This is a genomic window from Streptomyces sp. NPDC093252 (assembly GCF_040683675.1).
Taxonomy (GTDB): domain Bacteria; phylum Actinomycetota; class Actinomycetes; order Streptomycetales; family Streptomycetaceae; genus Streptomyces.
This window is the reverse complement of sequence record NZ_JBFBEM010000009.1, coordinates 235,178-254,552: the sequence shown is the minus strand read 5'-3', so window position 1 is coordinate 254,552 and position 19,375 is coordinate 235,178. Positions and strand designations below refer to the sequence as shown.

The window sequence follows — 19,375 nt, the reverse complement described above, 5'->3', positions numbered from 1 at the left end:
TCAGCCGCTGGCCAGGTCGCGGCGGCGGAAGGCCGCCAGGCCGACCGTGGTGAACGCCGCCGCGAGGGCGAGGAGGACGAGGACCGGGGGCCAGCTCGGGTCGGCGCCGGGGAGCTTGGGGAGGTGGCCGTAGGGGGAGAGGTCGAGGACGAGCGGGGGGACGTCGAGGGCGGGGCCGATCCAGCCGATCAGCAGGACCGCGCCGGCGACGCCCCAGGCGGCGGGGGCGAGGGAGGGGGAGATGCCGTACAGCAGGACGGCGAGGGAGCCGATCAGCCAGATCGCCGGGAGCTGGACGAGACAGGCGGCGAGCAGGGCGCCGAGGTCCCGGCCGTATCCGGCGGCGAAGCCGAGCGCGGCGATCAGCATGATCAGGGCCGAGCCGCCGTAGGCGATGAGGAGATGGCCGGCGGCCCAGCGCAGACGGCCGACGGCGTTCGCGAGGACCGGCTCGGCGCGGCCCGAGGTCTCCTCGCCGTGCAGCCGCAGAACGGAGGAGACGATGAACAGCGCGGCGATCAGGCCGAGCATGCCGACCATGGAGGCGAGGAACGCGTCGGTGACACCGCTCCGGCCGCCCATGCGTTCGATGATCTCGCGGGCGCTCTCGTTGTCGCCGAGGAGCTCGACGGCGCCGTCCGTCAGACCGCCGTAGACGGCCCCGGCCAGGAAGAAGCCGATGCTCCAGCCGAGGACCGTGCCGCGCTGGAGGCGCCGGGCCAGGGCGCCGGCGGTGGCGAGGCGTCCGGCGGGCGGGCCGGGGCGGGTGGGCAGGAAGCTCATCCCGACATCGCGGCGGCCGGTCAGTTCGTAGGCGACCAGGGCCTGGAGGGCGACGGTGGCGGCGATCAGAAGGAGCACCCACCAGCGTTCGGCGGCGTAGGGGCGCAGATTCTCCAGCCAGCCCAGAGGGGAGAGCCAGGTGAGGACGGAGGAGCCGTCGGCGGTGGCCGAGTCGCCCGCCGCGCGCAGCACGAACGCGGTGCCCAGGACGGCGGCGGTCAGTCCCCGGGCGAGCCGGGCACTCTCGGTCAGTTGCGCCGCGATGGCCGCCGTCGTCGCGAAGCCCATGCCGACACCGGCGATACCGAGGCCGAGGGCGAGGGCGCCGGAGAGACCCTGCCCGGCGAGTCCGGCCACCAGCAGCAGGGCGAGAGCGGCGTTGGCGGTACCGGCCGTCAGCAGCGCGGCGGTGAGGGAGGCGCGGCGACCCACCATCCCGGACGCGACCAGTTCCTGTCGGCCGCTCTCCTCCTCGTCCCGGGTGTGCCGGACGACGATCAGCAGGCTCATCACCGCGGCCAGCGCGGCGGCGTAGATGCCGACCCGCCACGCGGTCAGGGCGCCGAGGGAGTCGCCGAAGACGGGGCCGATGAGGGCGCGCAGGGAGGCGTTGGTCTCCATCTGGCCGATGAGGTCGGCGCGTTCGGCGGCGGTGCCGTACATCGAGGAGAGGGTGTGGGGCATGGAGAGGACCATCAGGGCGTTCACCGCGACCCAGACGGGGATCATCAGCCGGTCGCGGCGCAGTGCGAAGCGCAGCAGGGTGCCGGTGCCGGCGAAGGGGCGGGCGCTGCCGGGGCGGACGGCGAAGGCGGTCGGGGGGCGCCGGGCGGCCGTCGGGCCCGGGGTGGTGACGGGGCTCGTGGGGCGGGTCATCGGGACGGCACCTCGTCCTGGTAATGGCGCAGGAAGAGTTCCTCCAGGGTGGGCGGGGAGGAGGTCAGGGACCGTACGCCGGACTCGCCGAGGGCGCGCAGGACGGCGTCCAGGTGGTCGGAGTCGACCTGGAGGGTGACGCGGCTGCCCTGGATGTCGAGCTGGTGCACCTCGGGCAGCCGGAGCAGGGCGCCGGGCGGGCCGGTGAGTTCGGCGCTGATGCTGGTGCGGGTCAGATGCCGCAGATCGGCGAGCGAGCCGGTCTCCACGGTGCGGCCCCTGCGGATGATGCTGACCCGGTCGCACAGTTCCTCCACCTCGCTGAGGATGTGCGAGGAGAGCAGCACGGTCCGGCCGCGCGCGCGTTCCTCGGCGACACAGCACTGGAAGACCTCCTCCATCAGCGGGTCGAGGCCGGAGGTCGGCTCGTCCAGGATGAGCAGATCGACGTCGGAGGCGAAGGCGGCGACCAGGGCGACCTTCTGCCGGTTCCCCTTGGAGTAGGTGCGGCCCTTCTTCGTCGGGTCGAGTTCGAACCGTTCGACCAGGTCGGCGCGCCGGGCCGGGTCGAGGCCGCCGCGCAGTCGGCCGTAGAGGTCGATGGTCTCGCCGCCGGAGAGGTTGCGCCACAGGGTGACATCGCCGGGGACGTAGGCGATCCGGCGGTGGACCTCGACCGCGTCCGTCCACGGGTCGCGGCCGAGGATCCGGGCGCCGCCGGAGTCGGCGCGCAGCAGGCCCAGCAGGACCCGGATGGTGGTGGACTTGCCGGAGCCGTTGGGACCCAGAAAGCCGTGCACCTCACCGGATTCGACCGCCAGGTCGAGGCCGTCGAGCGCATGGGTCCGGCCGAACGACTTGTGCAACCCGGAGACGCTGATTGCCTTGGTCATGATTGTGAACGTACGCTAGCTTCACAAATTTGTGAAGTTAAGGAATCGTATAAACCACGCATAGACTCGGGGGAGGCGGCTGAGCGGGGCGGATCCAGGGAGATGATCGGACGATGCCGGAAACGAGCGGCGAGGTCCCGCCCGAGCGGGACCCGGAGACCGTGTCCAGGTTCGTCGAGGCGTTCGCCGCGCAGTTGGTCGAGGCCGGGATGCAGCGGATGGCCGCCCGGGTCTTCGCCGCGCTGCTCGCCTCCGACGCGGGCGCCATGACCTCGGCCGAACTCGGTGAGCAGCTCCGGGTCAGCCCGGCCGCCGTGTCCGGCGCGGTGCGCTATCTCGCCCAGGTCCACATGGTCTCCCGCGAGCGCGAACCGGGCTCGCGGCGGGAGCGCTACCGGGTGCACAGCGACCAGTGGTACGAGGCGCTGACCAACCGGGACGCCGTGCTGAAGCGCTGGGAGGGCACCCTGCGCGAGGGTGTCGACACACTCGGGGCCGACAGCCCCGGCGGGCGCCGGGTCGCCGAGACGCTGGCGTTCTTCGAGTACCTCCAGGGGGAGATCGGCAAGCTGATGGACCGCTGGCGGGAACACCGCGACCAGCAGTTCGGGGCGTAGGGCGCGGAGGTCGGCGGAGGTCGGCTTAGGGCTGGCGGCGACCGGGACTTCCGCAATGCTGTTGCGGAAGTGAAATCCGCCTACCCCTCCAGGGCAGGGCGCCCGGCGCCCGCCTGCCGCCGCCCGCCACCCCGCGCGCCCGCTACCCCGGCAGGACCAGCCCCAGTGCGTTCTCCCACACCGTCCAGGTCCGCCGCCGTACCGGGCCCGATACCGCCGTGTCCGCCCGGTAGCGGAAGTCCGGGCCCGAGATGGTGACCCGCCGGCCCGCCGCCCGCAGCGGGACCGCCGCCGCGCCGACCGACACCGGCCGTACCTCCACCGCCGCCGCCCCCGCCCCGCCCGGAGTCACCGACACCGCCTCCACCGGCTGCTCCAGATCGACCAGAGTGTCCCCGTCCACCTCGACCCGCAGCCGGGCCGGGCCGCCGCCACCACCGAACGCCGGACCCCCGCCGCCGCCCCGCGCCGGACGGGGCACCACCAGACTCCGGACCAGCGAATGGCAGGACCGCAGCCAGGTCCCCGTCGGCGCGAGATCCTCCGGACGGGACGGGCTGCCCGGACCGTCGTTGCCGCCGCCGGGGACGGCGTCCGGGCCCGCCCCTTCCAGCGGCGGGATGCTCAGCGCCCCGAGCACCACGCCGTCGCTGTCGTCCACCAGCAGATCCAGCCGCCGTACCGCCCCGTCGAGCACCGACCGGGCCGCCGCCACGGCGCCCGCCGGGACCCCCAGGGCATGCGCGATCCCCAGCAGCGGCCCCACCGGCACCACGGACAGCGCGCATCCGGCCAACTCCCGCTGCCGGTGCAGCACCGCCACCGCACGGGCCAGCGCCCGGTCGTCACCGATCACCACCGGCCGCCGCGACCCCCGCCGCTGGAGCGCCCGCGCGAACTCCTCGGGCCCGTCCGGCAGACAGACCTTGGTCGCCGCACCCGCGCTGAGCACGTCTTTCGCGATCCGTACCGACTCCCCGTCGGTCTGTCGGGCGACCGGATCGATGACCACCAGCAGGTGATCGGAAGTCGCGAAAGTCGCCACCTCGGCCATGCCTCGCTTCCTCGGGTAGCATCTTTGTGCAAGAGCCCCTTGCGCTATTGCGCCAGGGGCTTCGTCTATTCCGGGGCATCCGGTCCGACGGGTTGCGGCCGACGAGGGTCGCCGGGTACGAGGCACACGCCGTGCCGCGTACGCCCCTGACCCTGGACATGCCCCGCCCGGAAGGGGTGTACGCGCGTGCCCGCACTTGTGCTGCTCGGTGCTCAGTGGGGTGACGAGGGCAAGGGGAAGGCCACCGACCTGCTCGGTGGCTCCGTCGACTATGTCGTCCGCTACCAGGGCGGCAACAACGCCGGCCACACGGTGGTCGTGGGCGACCAGAAGTACGCCCTGCACCTCCTCCCCTCCGGAATCCTGTCCCCCGGCTGTACGCCGGTCATCGGCAACGGCGTCGTCGTGGACCCCTCGGTGCTGTTCTCCGAGCTGAGCGGTCTCAACGACCGGGGCGTCGACACGTCCAAGCTCCTGATCAGCGGTAACGCGCACATCATCACCCCGTACAACGTCACCGTCGACAAGGTGACGGAACGCTTCCTCGGGAAGCGGAAGATCGGGACCACCGGGCGCGGTATCGGACCCACCTACGCCGACAAGATCAACCGGGTCGGCATCCGGGTCCAGGACCTCTACGACGAGTCGATCCTCACCCAGAAGGTGGAGGCCGCGCTCGATGCCAAGAACCAGATGCTGACCAAGCTCTACAACCGGCGCGCCATCGCCGTCGAGCAGGTCGTCGAGGAACTGCTCGGCTACGCCGACAAGCTCGCCCCGTACGTCGCCGACACCGTCCTGGTCCTCAACCAGGCCCTCGACGACGACAAGGTGGTCCTCTTCGAGGGCGGCCAGGGCACCCTGCTGGACATCGACCACGGCACCTATCCGTTCGTCACCTCCAGCAACCCCACCGCGGGCGGTGCCTGCACCGGGTCCGGCGTCGGTCCCACGAAGATCAGCCGGGTCATCGGCATCCTGAAGGCGTACACCACCCGCGTCGGCGCCGGTCCGTTCCCGACCGAGCTGTTCGACGCGGACGGCGAGGCGCTGCGCCGGATCGGCGGGGAGCGCGGGGTCACCACCGGCCGCGACCGCCGCTGCGGCTGGTTCGACGCGGTGATCGCCCGGTACGCGACCCGCGTCAACGGCCTCACCGACTTCTTCCTCACCAAGCTCGACGTCCTCACCGGCTGGGAGCAGATCCCGGTCTGCGTCGCCTACGAGATCGACGGCCGCCGGGTCGAGGAGCTGCCGTACTCGCAGAGCGACTTCCACCACGCCAAGCCGGTCTACGAGAACCTGCCGGGCTGGTCCGAGGACATCACCGGCGCCAAGTCCTTCTCCGACCTGCCGAAGAACGCGCAGGCGTATGTGAAGGCGCTGGAGGAGATGTCCGGGGCGCCGATCTCCGCGATCGGGGTGGGCCCGGGGCGGGACGAGACGATCGAGATCAACTCGTTCCTGTAGGGCAGGCAGGCACAGGGCAGCAAGCAGCAAGCAGCAGGCAGCAAGAACGGCAAGACACGCGGGTCGGGGCCGAGGGGTCGCCCACCAGGACGCCCCCCGGCCTCCGGCCCCGGCCCCCTCAGCCCCGGCCTCCGCCCCCCGGCCTCCGCCCCCAGCCCCCAGCCCCGGCCCTCCCCCGGGACGGGACCCCCGCTACTCCGCCCGCAGCGCCCGCCCCGCATCCACCCGCGCCGCCCACCCCGCCGGGAGCAGCGCCCCCGCGACCGCCACGGCCAGGCCGCCCAGCGCCAGCAGCGCCAGCAGCGGCGCCGAGTGCACGGCGACGAACGGCTCCGGCAGCCGCATCCCCACCGCGTCGCCCATCAACGGCACCACCCGGCGGTGCAGCAGCACCCCCAGCGGCACCCCCACCACCCCCGCCACCAGCCCGACCGCGCCGACGGAGGTCAGCACCATCCCCACCGTCTGCCGGGGCGTCATCCCCAGCGCCCGGTGGACACCGAGGGCATGGACCCGGTCGCGGGTGTCCAGCACCGCCGTGTTCAGCACACCGAGGCCCGCGACCACGACCAGCAGCAGGGTGAGCATCGCGATCAGCGCGTTCATCGCCACGATCACACTCGACGAGTCGTCCCCGCCGGAGTGGGCCAGGGCGCCGCTGCCGTCCAGGGCCGTACCCAGCGCCGAGAGATAGGCGGACGCGGAGACCCCGGCGCCCGGCTCGGCATGGAAACGTCCCGGCGCGGTGTCCAGCCCGAGCGCCCCCAGGGTCGCGACCGGGGTGAGCACCGTCATCCCGTCGTTCTCGGTGAAGAAGGCCGCGCCGACGATCCGTACGGTGGTCTCCCGGCCCGGCGCCGAGAGGGTGACCGTCCCGCCGACCGCGACCCCGGCCGCCCGCAGGAACCGCTCGGTCACCACCGCCTCCCCGGGCCCCTCGAACCACCGCCCCGACACCAGCGCCGGAGCGCCCCAGCGGGCGTCGCCCGTGTAGCCGGAGACGGACGTGGGCCCGCTCACGCCGGACGCGGTGACCTCGGCGCCGGTCGTGCCGTAGAAGCGGCGGGTGTCGGGGTGGGCGCGCAGGGCGGCGGCCACCCGGTCGGGGTCGGCCGGGGCGCTGACGGGCTCCTGACCCGGCGCGGGAACCGCCTGGGCCCCCGGCGGGCCGCCGGCCGGGCCGAGGTCCACGACGACCGGCGCCGCCGAGTCCAGCGTCCGGTGCGACTGGACCGCGCCCAGCGACAGCGCGAGCCCCACCGCGAAGGTCACGGTCAGCGCGGCCAGCGCGACCGCCGCGCCGGTCGTCGCCGAGCGCGCCGGACGGGCGAACGGCTGCGCCAGCCCCAGGCTCACCGGACGCGGCACCGGCAGCCGCCCGGCCAGCCGCCGCACCCGGCGCCCCCGCCCGCCGCCCGGGGTGCGCCCCCGCCCCACGGTGAGCGCGGCCGTGGCGGGCAGCCGCCCGGCCCGCAGCGCCGGAACCAGCGCGGCGGTCGCGACCAGCGTCAGGGCGACGGCGGACACCGCCCCGTACACCCACCCGGGCAGCCCCGCCGGGGCCCCGGCGTAGGCGTCCTCGACGGTGCCCAGCACCGGACCGGCCAGCACCCGCCCGAGGGCCGCCCCGAGGACACAGCCCAGCACCGCCGGGACCAGCGCCTGCACGACATACGCCCGCACCACCTGACCCGGCGTGAACCCGAGCACCTTCAGCACACCGATGCGGCGCCGCGCCGACCCCACCGCCCCGCTGACCACGATCCCGATGATCAGCACCGACATGGCCAGCCCCAGCACCCCGAAGGCGGCGACGAACGGGACGAAGGCGAGGGTGTTCGCCAGCATCTCCTGGCGTACGGCGAGATAGGAGCGGGTCCCGGTCAGGGTCCCCTCCGGCACCGCCGCCGCGATCGCCGCCCGCCCGGCGTCCACCGCCGCCTCGCTCCCGGCGTCCCGCAGTTGGTACAGCATCTGGTACGCCGCCGGCTCGCCCGGCGCCGCCAGCGCCGCCGCCTGCTCCGGCGTCACCCAGGCGTCGGCGGTCCCGGTGACCGAGCGGGCCACCCCGACCACGGTCAGCGTCGGCGCCCCCGGCAGCCCCGGGAACTCCAGCCGCGCCCCCGGTGGCAGCGGCCCGCCGGTCTCCTCCGCGAGCACCAGCTCACCCGGCGCGTCCGCCCACTCGCCCTCGACCAGCGACAGTTGGTCCACCGGCCCCGCCGGGTCCGCCCGCCCCACCACGGTCATCGACGGCAGCCGCACCCCCGCCGGGATCTCCGGCCCCGTCCCGGACCCCGTACGGGCCTCGGCCTCCAGGATCCGGAACGGCCCCGCCGCCGCGCTCACCCCGGACGCCGTCGCGCTCGCCGCCGGACCACCGGCCGCGCCCCCGTCGAACCGTGCCGTCAGATGGGCCCCCCGCGCCGCGTCCATGGCCTGCGCGAAGGGCGCCCGGGAGGCGGCCAGCACCCCCACGGCCACCACCGACGCGGCGACCGCGACCAGTGTCGTCAGCACCATCACCACCGTCTGCGCCCGGCGCCGCCCGACACCGGCCCGCACCACCTTCCCCAGCGCGCTCACGCCGCCACCCCGGCGTCCCGCACGACCCGCCCGTCGACCAGCTCGACCGTGCGGGTCGCACAGGCCGCGGCCAGCCGCAGATCATGGGTGACCAGCACGATCGTCTGCCCGTCCGCGTTGAGCCCGGCCAGCAGTTCCCGCACGCCGTCGCCGGCCGCGCTGTCCAGCGCGCCGGTCGGCTCGTCGGCCAGCAGCAGCGCCGGACGGTTCATCAGGGCGCGGGCGACGGCGACCCGCTGGCGCTCCCCGCCGGACAGCCGGCCCGGGTGGGTGCCCGCGTACCGGGCGATGCCCAGCCGTTCCAGCAGCTCGGCGGCCCGGCGCCGGGCCTCGGCGCGCGGCAGCCCGGCGAGCTGCGCGGGCAGCAGCACATTGTCGACGACCGTCAGATCGTCCAGCAGTTGGAAGAACTGGAAGACCAGGCCGATCCTGGACCGCCGGTAGCGGGCCGAGGCCGCCTCCCCGAGCCGGTCCACCCGCAGCCCGTCCACCGTCACACTGCCGCCGGTCGGCCGGTCCAGCCCCGCGATCAGATGCAGCAGGGTCGACTTCCCGCTCCCCGAGGGCCCCAGCACGGCGAGGCACTCCCCGGCCGCCACCCGCAGATCCACCCCGGCCAGCGCGGGCGGCCCGCCCTGCCCGTAGGACCGGCTCACCTCCCGCAGTTCGACGAGCGGACGGCCGTCGGCGGACTGCGCCGGCGCGTACATGGTCATGGGCCCTCCCGGGGCGGCGGTTCACTGGTTCCGACCTCTGCCGCGACGCTAGGGACACCCGCCGGGCCGGGTCGTCGCCCGCACCGACGAGCACCTGTGCGGCTGGCGATGCAGCGGCGCGCGGTGTCATCCCGGGGAGGTACGCCGCCGGTGTACGGCCGGGGCGGGAAGATCCCCGGCGGGAGGGACGCGGGTGAGCGGGGGGCGTTGCCAGACTGGGGTGACGGGAGGAGGGAGCCGGGATGGGAGTGGTGAACCGGATACGGGACGCGGCCGGCCGGGCGGGAGCCGCGTTCGGGGGGCGAGGTCCGGTGGGCCGGGCGGGAGTCGCGTTCGCGGGACGAGGTCCGGTGGGCCGGCTACGGGAGGCGCCCGGCCGGCTACGGGAGGCGCTCCACCCGCGCGGCACCCCGCCCCCGCCCCCACCCCTGCCTTCACTCCCACCCCCTCACCCCACCCGCTGGGCCTGGATCGCCGATGTCGTCCTCGCCCTGATCCTCGCCGTGTCCACGGTGGGCGCCGCCCTCGACGCGGCGCAGGACGGGCCGGGTGTGCCGAGGTTCGGGCCGTTCCAGGTCGCCGAGCCCGGGGTGACGGCCCCGGACCCCCCGGCGCCGCCCGAGATCCCCCCGGCACCCCCGCCCGGCCACGCCCCCGACGAGCGGGCGCACACCTCAGCCCTGCTCCTCGCCGCCCTGACCGCGCTCCCCCTCGCCGTGCGCCGCCGCTACCCGCTGGCCGCCTTCTGGGCCGTCCTCGCCCTGACCCTGCTCTACCGGCTCCGTCACGGCGAGGGCTCCGCGGCGACCGATGTGACCGGCGTCCACACCTTCCTGAGCTGTGTGGTGGGCGCGTACAGCGCCGCCGCGCACAGTCCGCACCGGCGCCGGGCGCTGGGCGGGATCCTCGCCGGGGCGGTTCTGATGGCGGTCCTGCGCGACCAGTTCTTCCCGTACCTCACCCCGGGCTATGTGCCCTTCCTGGTGCTGGTCGCGGTGGGGCTCGGGGCGAACGCGCTGCACATCTGGCAGCAGCGGGTGCGCGCCCTCCAGGCCCGGCAGGACAGCGCCACCCGGCGCGCGGTGGAGCGCGAACGCGCCCGGATAGCCCGGGAACTGCACGATGTCGTCACCCACAATGTGAGCGTGATGGTGATCCAGGCGGGCGCGGCCCGCAAGGTGATGGACACCGCCCCCGACCGGGCCCGCGAGGCCCTGCTGGCGGTCGAGGCGGGCGGCCGTACGGCGATGACCGAACTGCGCCATGTGATGGGCCTGCTGACGATGTCCGAGGAACCCGCCGGCCCCGGGGACCTGGCACCGCAGCCCGGCCTCGACCGGCTCGAAGCGCTCACCGACCGGGTGCGGGCCGCCGGGACGCCGGTCGGGCTCACGGTCACCGGCACCCCGGCCGCGCTGTCGCCGGGCGCCGATCTGGCGGCCTACCGGGTGGTGCAGGAGGCGCTGACGAACGTCGTCAAGCACGCGGCGGGGGCCCGGGTGCGGGTGACGGTCGCGCACACCCCGGCCGAGGTGCGGATCGAGGTCGCCGACAGCGGCGGTACGTCCGCCGCGCCCGCCGGGGCGGGGGAGGGGCGGGGGCTGCTGGGGCTGCGGGAACGGCTCGCGGTGCACGGCGGCACCCTGACCGCCGCACCCGCCCCGGCCGGAGGGTTCCGGGTCCTGGCGACGATCCCGGTGGACGCCCCATGACCCCCGACGGCCCCGACGGCCCCGACGGCCCCGACGACTCCATCGGCCCCGGTGGCCCCCATAGACCCGCGCCCTCCGTACCTCTCACGCCCCCCGCGCGCCCCGTATCCCCCGCGCGCCCCGCGCCCCCCATACCCCCCGAGAGCCCGGCGGCAGCCCCCGGCCCCCGGGTGGTGATCGCCGACGACCAGGCCCTGGTGCGGACCGGCTTCGGGATGATCCTGGCCGCCGACGGCATCGAGGTGGTGGCCGAGGCGGCGGACGGCGAGGAGGCGGTGGCCGCGGTCGGCCGCACCCGCCCCGACCTGGTGCTGATGGACGTCCGCATGCCGGGCCTGGACGGACTGGAGGCGACCCGGCGGATCCTCTCCCTCACGGCCTTCGAGCCGCCCCGCGTCCTGATCCTCACCACCTACGACCTCGACCGGTATGTCTACGCGGCGCTGGCGGCGGGCGCGAGCGGCTTTCTGCTGAAGGACGTCACCCCGGAGCACCTGGTCGCCGCCGTCCGCCTCGCCCGGACCGGCGACGCGCTGCTGGCCCCGGCCATCACCCGGCGCCTGGTGGAGCGGTTCGTCGCCCAGGGCGCCGGAACACCCGCGCTGCACCGGGATCTCGAAGTGCTGACCCCTCGTGAGCGCGAGGTGCTCCAGGCCCTGGGCAGCGGTGCGAGCAACTCCGAGCTGGCGGCCCGGTTCGCGCTGAGCGAGGCCACGGTGAAGACCCATGTGGCCCGCATCCTGGCCAAACTCCGCCTGCGGGACCGGGCGCAGGCGGTGGTGGTGGCGTACGAGACGGGGCTGGTCACGCCGGGCGGCGGCGGGCTCAACTGAAGACGATCATCGACCCCTGCGCCAGACTCCGGGTCGCGGCGGCGTGCAGCCCGAGCCACACATGCCGCTCACGGGCGAAGGGGCTGGGGTCGTAGGGCGCGGGGACGGCGGGCTCCTCCAACTCCGTGGGCGCGAGCGGCGGCTGCGGCGGGGCCGGGGGGTTGGCCGGGTCGATGCCGATCGCGGGGGCGACCTGCTCCAGGTCCCGCAGCAGCCCCTGCGCGGAGCCCAGCGGACCGCCGCCGGCGAGGAGTTCGTCGCTGGAGAGGGGGTGCGGGAAGTCGACCGGGACGTAGGCGCCCGCGTGGTCGTAGTGCCAGACGAGATGGGACTGCTGGGCGGTGGACTCGAACATCTCCAGGAGCTGCTCGTAGTCCCCGCCGAGTTCGTCGACCGGGGTCACCGGCAGCCCGCGCACCTGGAGCAGAAAGGCCCGGCGCAGGAAGTGCAGGGCGTCGTAGTCGAATCCGGCGACCGGTGCGACGTCCCCGGACAGCCCCGGCATGTACTGGTAGACCGGCACCGGTGGCAGTCCGGCCTCGGCGAGCACCTTGTTGTACTGGGCGAGTTCCTCGGCGAAGGGGTTTTCGGGGGTGTGGCACAACACATCGACGAGAGGTACCAGCCACAGGTCACAGGCCAAAGGACAACTCCCTCACAGAGTTCCGGGGATGGTGCGCGCTCGGCACGCCGGTCAGGGAAGCGTAATCGGTCCGCCCCGCCCCGGCCCCTCCCGCGCACACGTTCGGTGCCGGTCCCTTACCCACTCCGTGACGCCCGCACCGCATATGCCGCCAGCCAAAACGCCCCAGCGCGGGCTCAGTCCGCCGACAGCCGCTCGATCAGCGCCAGTGAGTGCGCGTTGTACGCGGCGACGACGCCCCGCGCCGCCGCCACGTCCCGCCCGCGCAGGGCGTCGACGAGGTCGGTGTGCCCGGCCCACAGCAGCCCCCGCACATCGGCCAGCGGACGCAGCCGCTGCACCGCGCACACCCAGGACTGCACCCGCAGCCGGTGCAGGAAGTCCGCGAGATAGGGGTTGCCGAACAGCGCGCTCAGCTCCCGCCAGAACCGCAGGTCGTAGCCGATGAGGACGGTGAGGTCCCCGGCGCGGGCCGCCCGCTGGGCCTCCTCGCCGCGCCGCCGCACACCGGCCAGCGCCCCGGCGGTCCGGGGATCGGAGGGGTCCCGGAACCCCTGGTGCCCGGCGCCGAGCGCCTGGAACATCCCCTCGGTGACCAGCGCCCGCGCCTCCACCAGCCCCCGGAAGTCGGCGACCGAGTACTCCCGGACCCGGAACCCCCGGTGCTGGTCCGCCTCCAGCAGCCCCTGCGCGGAGAGATCGACCAGCGCCTCCCGGACCGGCGTCGCCGACACCCCGTACTGCTCGGCGATCTCCTTGACCGTGAACGCCTGCCCCGGCGGCAGCCGTCCCGCCAGCACCTCGTCGCGTAGCGCGTCGGCGATCTGCTGCCGCAGGGTGTTGCGGGTCACCGCGCCGTTGCCACTGCTGCCGGGCATGATCCGGGCGTCCTCTCCATGGGTACGCGGATGGCGTGCTCGTACGTGTGTCTACGAGCACGTCACCTTACGCGTTCAGGCTCCCGAGAGGATCGGCCGTCCGCCCTCCTGCCCTGCCTTCCTGCCCCGCCGGGCAGCCCGCCGGCCCACCGGCCGACCTGGGCCCCGGCCGACCTGGGCCCCGGCCGACCGGGCCCCCGGGCCGACCTGGGCCCCGGCCGACCGGGCCCCCGGGCCGAGCTGGGCCCCGGCCAACCGGGCCCGGCGGCCACCCGGCCACGACCGGCCAATCCGGCCCGGCGGCCCACTGGCCCACCGGCCAACCCCCGCCCGGCGGGCCCAGCAGCGCGCCAGCCCAGCGGCGGCCCACCGGCCAACCGGGCCCACCGGCCAACCGGGCCCGACGGCCAACCCGGCCCGGCGGCCCACCTGGCCCACCGACCAACCCCCGCCCGGCGGGCCCAGCAGCGCGCCAGCCCAGCAGCGCCCCACCGGCTAACCCGGCCCCCCGACCCACCGGCCCACCAGCCCCCCCCGACCCACCAACCCAGCGGCGCGCCCCCCCAACGCCTCCAGGCTCAGCCAGCGGCGGCGGCACCCGCCGTAGTGAACCCGTCCGCCACCGACAGCGCCGAATCCAGCGCCGCCAGCCCCTCCTTCAGTTCGGCCTCGGTGACATTGCAGGGCGGCACGACATGCGTGCGGTTCATGTTCACGAACGGCCAGATCCCGGCGGCCTTCGCGGCGGCGCCGAACGCGGCCATCGGGGCGTTCGCCTCACCGGCCGCGTTGTACGGCACCAGCGGCTCGCGGGTCTCCTTGTCCCTGACCAGCTCCAGCGCCCAGAACATGCCGAGCCCGCGCACCTCGCCCACGCTCGGGTGCCGCTCCGCCAGCTCCCGCAGCGCGGGCCCGACGACGCTCTCCCCGAGCCGGGCCGCGTTCTCCACGACCCCCTCCTCCGCCATGACCTCGATCGTCGCGACGGCGGCGGCGCAGGCCAGCGGATGCCCGGAGTAGGTGAGCCCACCGGGGTAGGCCCGCTTGCCGAAGGTCTCGGCGATGGCCGGCGAGATCGCGACCCCGCCCAGCGGCACATACCCGGAGTTGACGCCCTTGGCGAAGGTCAGCAGGTCCGGTACGACATCGAAGTGGTCGGCGGCGAACCAGCGCCCGGTGCGCCCGAACCCGGCCATCACCTCGTCCAGCACGAAGACGATCCCGTACCGGTCGCACAGCGCCCGCACCCCCGCCAGATACCCGGCGGGCGGCACCATGATCCCGGCGGTGCCGGGCACCGTCTCCAGCACGATCGCGGCGATGGTGGCCGGGCCCTCGAAGGCGATGGTCGTCTCCAGGTGCTCCAGTGCCCGCGCGCACTCCTGCTCCTCGCTGTCGGCGTAGAAGCGGGAGCGGTAGGGGAACGGACCCCAGAAGTGGACGGTCCCGGCGGTGCCGGAGTCGCTGGCCCAGCGGCGCGGGTCGCCGGTGAGGTTGATCGCCTGCTGGGTGCCGCCATGGTACGAGCGGTAGGCGGAGAGCACCTTCGGGCGGCCGGTGTGCAGCCGGGCCATCCGGACGGCGTGCTCGACGGCGTCGGCGCCACCATTGGTGAAGAAGATCTTGTCCAGGTCCCCCGGGGTGCGCTCGGCGATCAGCCGGGCGGCCTCGGAACGGGCCTCGACGGCGAAGGCGGGCGCGAAGGTGGACAGGTGTGCGGCCTGCTCCTGGATCGCGGCGACGACCTTGGGGTGCTGGTAGCCGATGTTGGTGTAGACGAGGCCGCTGGTGAAGTCGAGATACCGGTTGCCGTCGTAGTCCCAGAAGTACGACCCCTCCGCGCCGGCCACGGCGAGCGGGTCGATGAGCTCCTGGGCGGACCAGGAGTGGAAGACGTGCGCACGGTCCGCGGCCTTGACGGCGGCACCGGCCCGCGGGTCGGGCTGGACGGACGGAGTGGACTGAGGGGACTGAGGGGTCATGCGGGGAGCGTAAATGTCAGTGATACGGACGCGGTATCGGCGCCCTGTCTCGCGCCCTTCCCCTTTCCACGACACGTTGTCGAAGCCCGAAGCACTCTCCCCCACTTGACAGCATGCTCCCAAAATGACAGTCTCCTGTCATGAGGCCGCCGGGAACGGCGCACACCACACCACACCGGGGAGCCGAGCCCATGACCGCCACCACCGCCACCCCCCGCAAGCCCGTCCACCTCGCCGTCTACGACACGCTCGCCGACTGGGAGACCGGCCACGCCACCGCCCACCTGGCCCGCGCCGGGTACGAGATCCGCACGGTCGGCCCCACCACCGCCCCGGTCACCAGCATCGGCGGCCTGCGCATCACCCCCGACCTGGCCCTCGCCGACCTGAGCCCCGAGGACTCCGCCCTCCTGATCCTCCCGGGCGCCGACCTCTGGGACTCGTCCGACGACCTCGCCCCCTTCGCCCGCACGGCCCGCGCCTTCCTGGCCGCCGGGACCCCGGTCGCCGCCATCTGCGGCGCCACCGCCGGACTCGCCCGCGAGGGCCTCCTCGACGACCGCGACCACACCGGGGCGGTCTCCTTCTACCTCGCCGCCACCGGCTACGCGGGCGGCGCCCGCTACGTCGAGACGGACGCGGTCACCGACGGCGGCCTGATCACCGCCGGCCCCACCGAGCCGGTCGCCTTCGCCCGCGAGATCCTCGGCCTCCTCGGCGTCTTCGACGGCGAGGTCCTGGACGCCTGGTACCGCCTCTTCCACCACTCCGACGCCGGCGCCTACGAGGTCCTGGCGGCGGCGGGCGCGGCGTGAGCCGGGAACGCCAGTACCTGCTGAGCCGGGCCGCCCTCGCCGGCTTCCGCCTCAACGGCCAGTTCCTCGCGGTCGCCGAGGAACTGGCCCGGCCCGCCGGACTGACCGCCGCCTGGTGGCAGGTGCTCGGCGCGGTGCTGCCCGATCCGCTGCCGGTGGCGGGGATCGCGCGCGCGATGGGCATCACCCGCCAGAGCGTCCAGCGCATCGCCGACCTGCTGGTCGAGAAGGGCCTCGCCGAGTACCGCCCGAACCCGGCCCACCGCCGCGCGAAACTCCTCGCGGCCACCGAGGAGGGCGTGGCCGCGATCCGCCGCATCAACCCCGGCCACGCCGCCTACGCCGACCGCCTCGCCGACGCCTTCGGCAACGACACGGACCTCACGGAGGCGGTACGCCTCATGGAACGCCTGTCGGCGGCCCTGGAGACGGCGGGGCCGCCGAAGGCGGAGGACGCCGGGCCGGTGGCGGGCCCGTAGCGAGATCGTCCGGCGGGAGACGACGTCCACGGACTGGACGCACACGGTCCCCGTCGGTGACGTGGCCCGCGCAGCCCGGTGACCTTTCCCTCCCCCTCGGTGTGACGCCCTGCTTTAGGGGCGCGAGGAACTGCGCGACCAGCCACAACGCACCCGCACCCGACAACGCACCCCCACCCCTATCCACCACGCACCCCCACCCAAAACGCACCCCCCACCCCCCTCACCGCGCCTCCGGCGGACGTTGCCGCGGCATGTTCGGCCGCGCGGGCCCGGAAGGGGGCGCCGGGGCCCGCCCCGCCCCCACACCCCCGTCCCGCAGACCCCCCACCCCCACCCCCGCCCCCTGCATCCCCAGCGGAGCGCCCCCCGTCCGGAACTCCACCATCCAGTCCGCCGTCTCCACCCGCACCAGCTCCGCCACATCCTCCGAGAACCGCCGCAGCACCCCCAGGCACCGGTCCGCCGCCTCCCCGGCCGTCCCGTCCGTCGGGCCCAGCACCTCCCGCACGCTCTCCGACGCCCACTCGAATTGCAGCGTCTGCAACCGCCGCTGCACCGCCTGCGCGGTCGCCACGTCCCGCATCCACCCGGAGGTCACCCCGAAGCACCGGTCCACCCCGGCGCACGCCACCGCCAGCAGCAGCGCCAGATACCCCCAGACCGCCGACCCGGCCAGCACCCCGGTGAGGTCCAGCAGCGGCAGCGCCGCCCCCACCACCGCCCCGCTCGCCGCCCCGGCCCGCAGCACCCGCGCGCCCCGCCGCTTCCACACCCGGTCGGCGAGATACCAGGCCGCGGTCCGGAGCGCCCCGCGCTCCACCCACCGGTACAGCTCCTCCAGCCGCTCCGCGGGGTCCCCCCAGTCGCCGGACGGGAACTCCCGCCCGGTCAGATCGCCCGGCCGGGGCCCGGCCGCGCCCTCGCCGCCCCGCCCGTCCTGCGGCGGACGCGGACCCTCGGGCTGCCTCTCCGGCTGACCCACCCGGCACTCCCTACTGATCACGGTGCGTGACTCCTGATGCTGATGCGCCGCACCTTTATTACCGCCCAATGGGTGGCGAAGAAGACGGTTTCACTCCTTTTCCACCCGGAATCCGCCTGGAAGTGGGTCTTGATCAGGTAGAGGAATCATGATCGGCTCACTCGAAAGAGTGGCGGGGCGACGGCCGCGCGGACCACGTAGGCTCGTGCCGAACGGGAAAACCCGTACGGACAAGGAGTGCCGATCGTGATCCCCGGTGGTGGCCAGCCCAATATGCAGCAGTTGCTGCAACAGGCGCAGAAGATGCAGCAGGACCTGGCACAGGCGCAGGAGGAACTGGCGCGGACGGAGGTCGACGGCCAGTCCGGCGGCGGCCTGGTCAAGGCCACCGTCACCGGCGCCGGTGAGCTGCGCGGCCTCGTCATCGACCCGAAGGCGGTGGACCCGGAGGACACCGAGACCCTCGCCGATCTGATCGTCGCGGCCGTCCACGCGGCCAACGACAACGCCCAGGCGCTCCAGCAGCAGAAGCTCGGCCCGCTGGCCCAGGGCCTCGGCGGCGGTATCCCCGGCCTGCCTTTCTAAAGCGGGCGCCCGCCCTCTACCGTACGCAGCAGATACGCACAGGCGTCACAGCCGGCCGGCCGGACAGGTGTCACCGGCAGACCGGACAGGTGCCACCGGCAGAAAGGACGGCAGTCCGTGTACGAAGGCGTGGTCCAGGACCTCATCGACGAACTGGGGCGGCTGCCCGGCGTCGGTCCCAAGAGCGCGCAGCGGATCGCCTTCCACATCCTCCAGGCCGAGCCCACCGACGTCCGCCGGCTCGCGCAGGCGCTGATGGAGGTCAAGGCCAAGGTCCGGTTCTGTGCCGTCTGCGGCAATGTGGCGCAGGAGGAGCGGTGCGGGATCTGCCGGGACGAGCGCCGGGACCTCGCGGTGATCTGCGTGGTCGAGGAGCCCAAGGACGTCGTCGCGATCGAGCGGACGCGTGAGTTCCGGGGCCGCTACCACGTGCTCGGCGGCGCGATCAGCCCCATCGAGGGCGTCGGACCCGACGACCTGCGGATACGAGAACTTCTCGCCCGGTTGGCCGACGGTTCGGTCACCGAGCTGATCCTGGCCACGGACCCGAATCTGGAGGGCGAGGCGACGGCGACGTACCTCGCCCGCATGATCAAGCCCATGGGCCTCAAGGTCACCCGCCTGGCCAGCGGCCTCCCGGTGGGTGGCGACCTGGAATACGCGGACGAGGTGACCCTCGGCCGCGCCTTCGAGGGGAGACGACTCCTAGATGTCTGACGCCACGCTGCACGCCACGAGCCAGGACCCGGACGACTTCGCGGTGCAGATCGCGGACCAGATCGAGAGCTTCCTGGTCGCCGTCACCGAGGTCGCCAAGGGCGACGAACCGGACTCGGCGGTTCCCTTCCTGCTCCTTGAGGTCTCCCAGCTCATGCTGGCGGGCGGCAGGCTGGGCGCGCACGAGGACATCGTCCCCGACGAGCGCTACGAGCCGGATCTCGGCCCCGAGCCCGATGTCGACCAGTTGCGCGAGAACCTCGCCCGGCTGCTGGAACCGGTGGACGTGTACTCCGAGGTCTTCGACCCCTACGAGCCGCGCACCGCCCCCGTCCCGGCCCGGATCTCCGACGACCTCGCCGATGTCATCACCGATCTGCGCCACGGCATGGCCCACTACCGGGCCGGGCGGGTCACCGAGGCCCTGTGGTGGTGGCAGTTCTCGTACTTCTCCAACTGGGGCTCCACCGCCTCCGCCACCCTGCGCGCCCTGCACTCGGTACTGGCGCACGTCCGCCTCGACCAGCCGCTCAAGGAGCTGGACGGGCTGGACACGGACGAGGCGCTGATGGGCGACGAGACCCTGGAGTTCGAGGCGGGCCAGGTGATGGCCGAGGAGATCGCGGGACCCCTGGGGCTGCGCTCGGCCACGTGAGCGCCGGGTGGGGCACGCGATCTCTGTGATGCCCGGCACTTTCCCGAGTGGCGGCGGTGAGCGGCGGGCATATGCCCTGCTGGAGCGGGCGGGCGA

At 74.3% G+C, this 19,375-nt stretch carries 18 protein-coding genes; 9 read left to right on the top strand and 9 right to left on the bottom strand.

The window, feature by feature from the left end; translation table 11 throughout:
* Positions 1-1,659, bottom strand: coding sequence for an ABC transporter permease (locus AB0O01_RS20820; protein WP_365315266.1), 1,659 nt, complete (start codon positions 1,657-1,659; stop codon positions 1-3).
* The gene (locus AB0O01_RS20815) at positions 1,656-2,552 is read right to left on the bottom strand and encodes an ABC transporter ATP-binding protein (protein WP_365315264.1); all 897 of its coding nucleotides are present in this window, start codon (positions 2,550-2,552) and stop codon (positions 1,656-1,658) included. The genes AB0O01_RS20820 and AB0O01_RS20815 overlap by 4 nt, the downstream gene beginning before the upstream one ends.
* Positions 2,553-2,665: 113 nt before the next feature.
* On the opposite strand from AB0O01_RS20815, the gene AB0O01_RS20810 reads away from it, so the two are divergent.
* A complete protein-coding gene (locus AB0O01_RS20810; RefSeq protein ID WP_365315262.1) occupies positions 2,666-3,169 on the top strand; it encodes a MarR family transcriptional regulator in 504 nt (167 codons plus the stop codon).
* 142 nt (positions 3,170-3,311) lie between these two features.
* Here AB0O01_RS20810 and AB0O01_RS20805 read toward each other — a convergent pair whose 3' ends face one another.
* A complete protein-coding gene (locus tag AB0O01_RS20805; RefSeq protein WP_365315260.1) occupies positions 3,312-4,223 on the bottom strand; it encodes a diacylglycerol kinase in 912 nt (303 codons plus the stop codon).
* Between the two features lie 186 nt (positions 4,224-4,409).
* Here AB0O01_RS20805 and AB0O01_RS20800 point away from each other — a divergent pair, with 186 nt between their 5' ends.
* Positions 4,410-5,693 carry an adenylosuccinate synthase gene (locus AB0O01_RS20800; RefSeq protein ID WP_365315259.1) on the top strand — a complete coding sequence of 428 codons (1,284 nt, stop codon included), beginning with the start codon at positions 4,410-4,412 and terminating at the stop codon, positions 5,691-5,693.
* Between the two features lie 192 nt (positions 5,694-5,885).
* On the opposite strand, the gene AB0O01_RS20795 is transcribed toward AB0O01_RS20800, so the two are convergent.
* Complete coding sequence (locus AB0O01_RS20795) at positions 5,886-8,279, bottom strand: FtsX-like permease family protein (protein WP_365315257.1); 2,394 nt, start codon at positions 8,277-8,279, stop codon at positions 5,886-5,888.
* Positions 8,276-8,995 (bottom strand): ABC transporter ATP-binding protein, encoded by a 720-nt coding sequence (locus AB0O01_RS20790; protein WP_365315256.1) that lies wholly within the window; start codon positions 8,993-8,995, stop codon positions 8,276-8,278. Before AB0O01_RS20790 ends, AB0O01_RS20795 begins: the two co-directional genes overlap by 4 nt.
* A 350-nt stretch (positions 8,996-9,345) precedes the next feature.
* Here AB0O01_RS20790 and AB0O01_RS20785 point away from each other — a divergent pair, with 350 nt between their 5' ends.
* A complete protein-coding gene (locus tag AB0O01_RS20785; RefSeq protein WP_365315254.1) occupies positions 9,346-10,707 on the top strand; it encodes a histidine kinase in 1,362 nt (453 codons plus the stop codon).
* 173 nt (positions 10,708-10,880) lie between these two features.
* A complete protein-coding gene (locus AB0O01_RS20780; protein WP_365315252.1) occupies positions 10,881-11,540 on the top strand; it encodes a response regulator transcription factor in 660 nt (219 codons plus the stop codon).
* Here AB0O01_RS20780 and AB0O01_RS20775 read toward each other — a convergent pair.
* From AB0O01_RS20775 to AB0O01_RS20765, 3 genes are all read right to left on the bottom strand, one after another.
* On the bottom strand, positions 11,533-12,183 hold the full coding sequence (locus AB0O01_RS20775; RefSeq protein ID WP_365315251.1) for a hypothetical protein: 651 nt from the start codon (positions 12,181-12,183) through the stop codon (positions 11,533-11,535). The two genes, AB0O01_RS20780 and AB0O01_RS20775, sit on opposite strands and share 8 nt — an antisense overlap.
* Positions 12,184-12,359: 176 nt before the next feature.
* Positions 12,360-13,061 (bottom strand): GntR family transcriptional regulator, encoded by a 702-nt coding sequence (locus AB0O01_RS20770; protein ID WP_365315249.1) that lies wholly within the window; start codon positions 13,059-13,061, stop codon positions 12,360-12,362.
* 578 nt (positions 13,062-13,639) lie between these two features.
* The gene (locus tag AB0O01_RS20765; RefSeq protein WP_365315248.1) at positions 13,640-15,043 is read right to left on the bottom strand and encodes an aspartate aminotransferase family protein; all 1,404 of its coding nucleotides are present in this window, start codon (positions 15,041-15,043) and stop codon (positions 13,640-13,642) included.
* Positions 15,044-15,234: 191 nt separating this feature from the next.
* Here AB0O01_RS20765 and AB0O01_RS20760 point away from each other — a divergent pair, with 191 nt between their 5' ends.
* Together AB0O01_RS20760 and AB0O01_RS20755 are read left to right on the top strand one after the other, a co-directional pair.
* Positions 15,235-15,858, top strand: a complete 624-nt coding sequence (locus tag AB0O01_RS20760) for a type 1 glutamine amidotransferase family protein (RefSeq protein ID WP_365315246.1) — start codon at positions 15,235-15,237, stop codon at positions 15,856-15,858.
* Positions 15,855-16,337 carry a MarR family transcriptional regulator gene (locus AB0O01_RS20755; protein ID WP_365315245.1) on the top strand — a complete coding sequence of 161 codons (483 nt, stop codon included), beginning with the start codon at positions 15,855-15,857 and terminating at the stop codon, positions 16,335-16,337. Before AB0O01_RS20760 ends, AB0O01_RS20755 begins: the two co-directional genes overlap by 4 nt.
* A 223-nt stretch (positions 16,338-16,560) precedes the next feature.
* Here the strand turns inward: AB0O01_RS20755 and AB0O01_RS20750 are convergent, their stop codons facing one another.
* The gene (locus tag AB0O01_RS20750; RefSeq protein ID WP_365315244.1) at positions 16,561-17,322 is read right to left on the bottom strand and encodes an SLATT domain-containing protein; all 762 of its coding nucleotides are present in this window, start codon (positions 17,320-17,322) and stop codon (positions 16,561-16,563) included.
* Positions 17,323-17,568: 246 nt separating this feature from the next.
* Here AB0O01_RS20750 and AB0O01_RS20745 point away from each other — a divergent pair, with 246 nt between their 5' ends.
* The 3 genes from AB0O01_RS20745 to AB0O01_RS20735 all read left to right on the top strand — a co-directional run bounded on the left by AB0O01_RS20745 (position 17,569) and on the right by AB0O01_RS20735 (position 19,279).
* On the top strand, positions 17,569-17,907 hold the full coding sequence (locus AB0O01_RS20745; protein ID WP_365315243.1) for a YbaB/EbfC family nucleoid-associated protein: 339 nt from the start codon (positions 17,569-17,571) through the stop codon (positions 17,905-17,907).
* Positions 17,908-18,024: 117 nt separating this feature from the next.
* Positions 18,025-18,624, top strand: coding sequence for a recombination mediator RecR (gene recR / locus AB0O01_RS20740; protein WP_365315242.1), 600 nt, complete (start codon positions 18,025-18,027; stop codon positions 18,622-18,624).
* Positions 18,617-19,279 (top strand): DUF5063 domain-containing protein, encoded by a 663-nt coding sequence (locus tag AB0O01_RS20735; protein ID WP_365315240.1) that lies wholly within the window; start codon positions 18,617-18,619, stop codon positions 19,277-19,279. The genes recR and AB0O01_RS20735 overlap by 8 nt, the downstream gene beginning before the upstream one ends.
* The last annotated feature ends 96 nt before the right edge of the window (positions 19,280-19,375 follow it).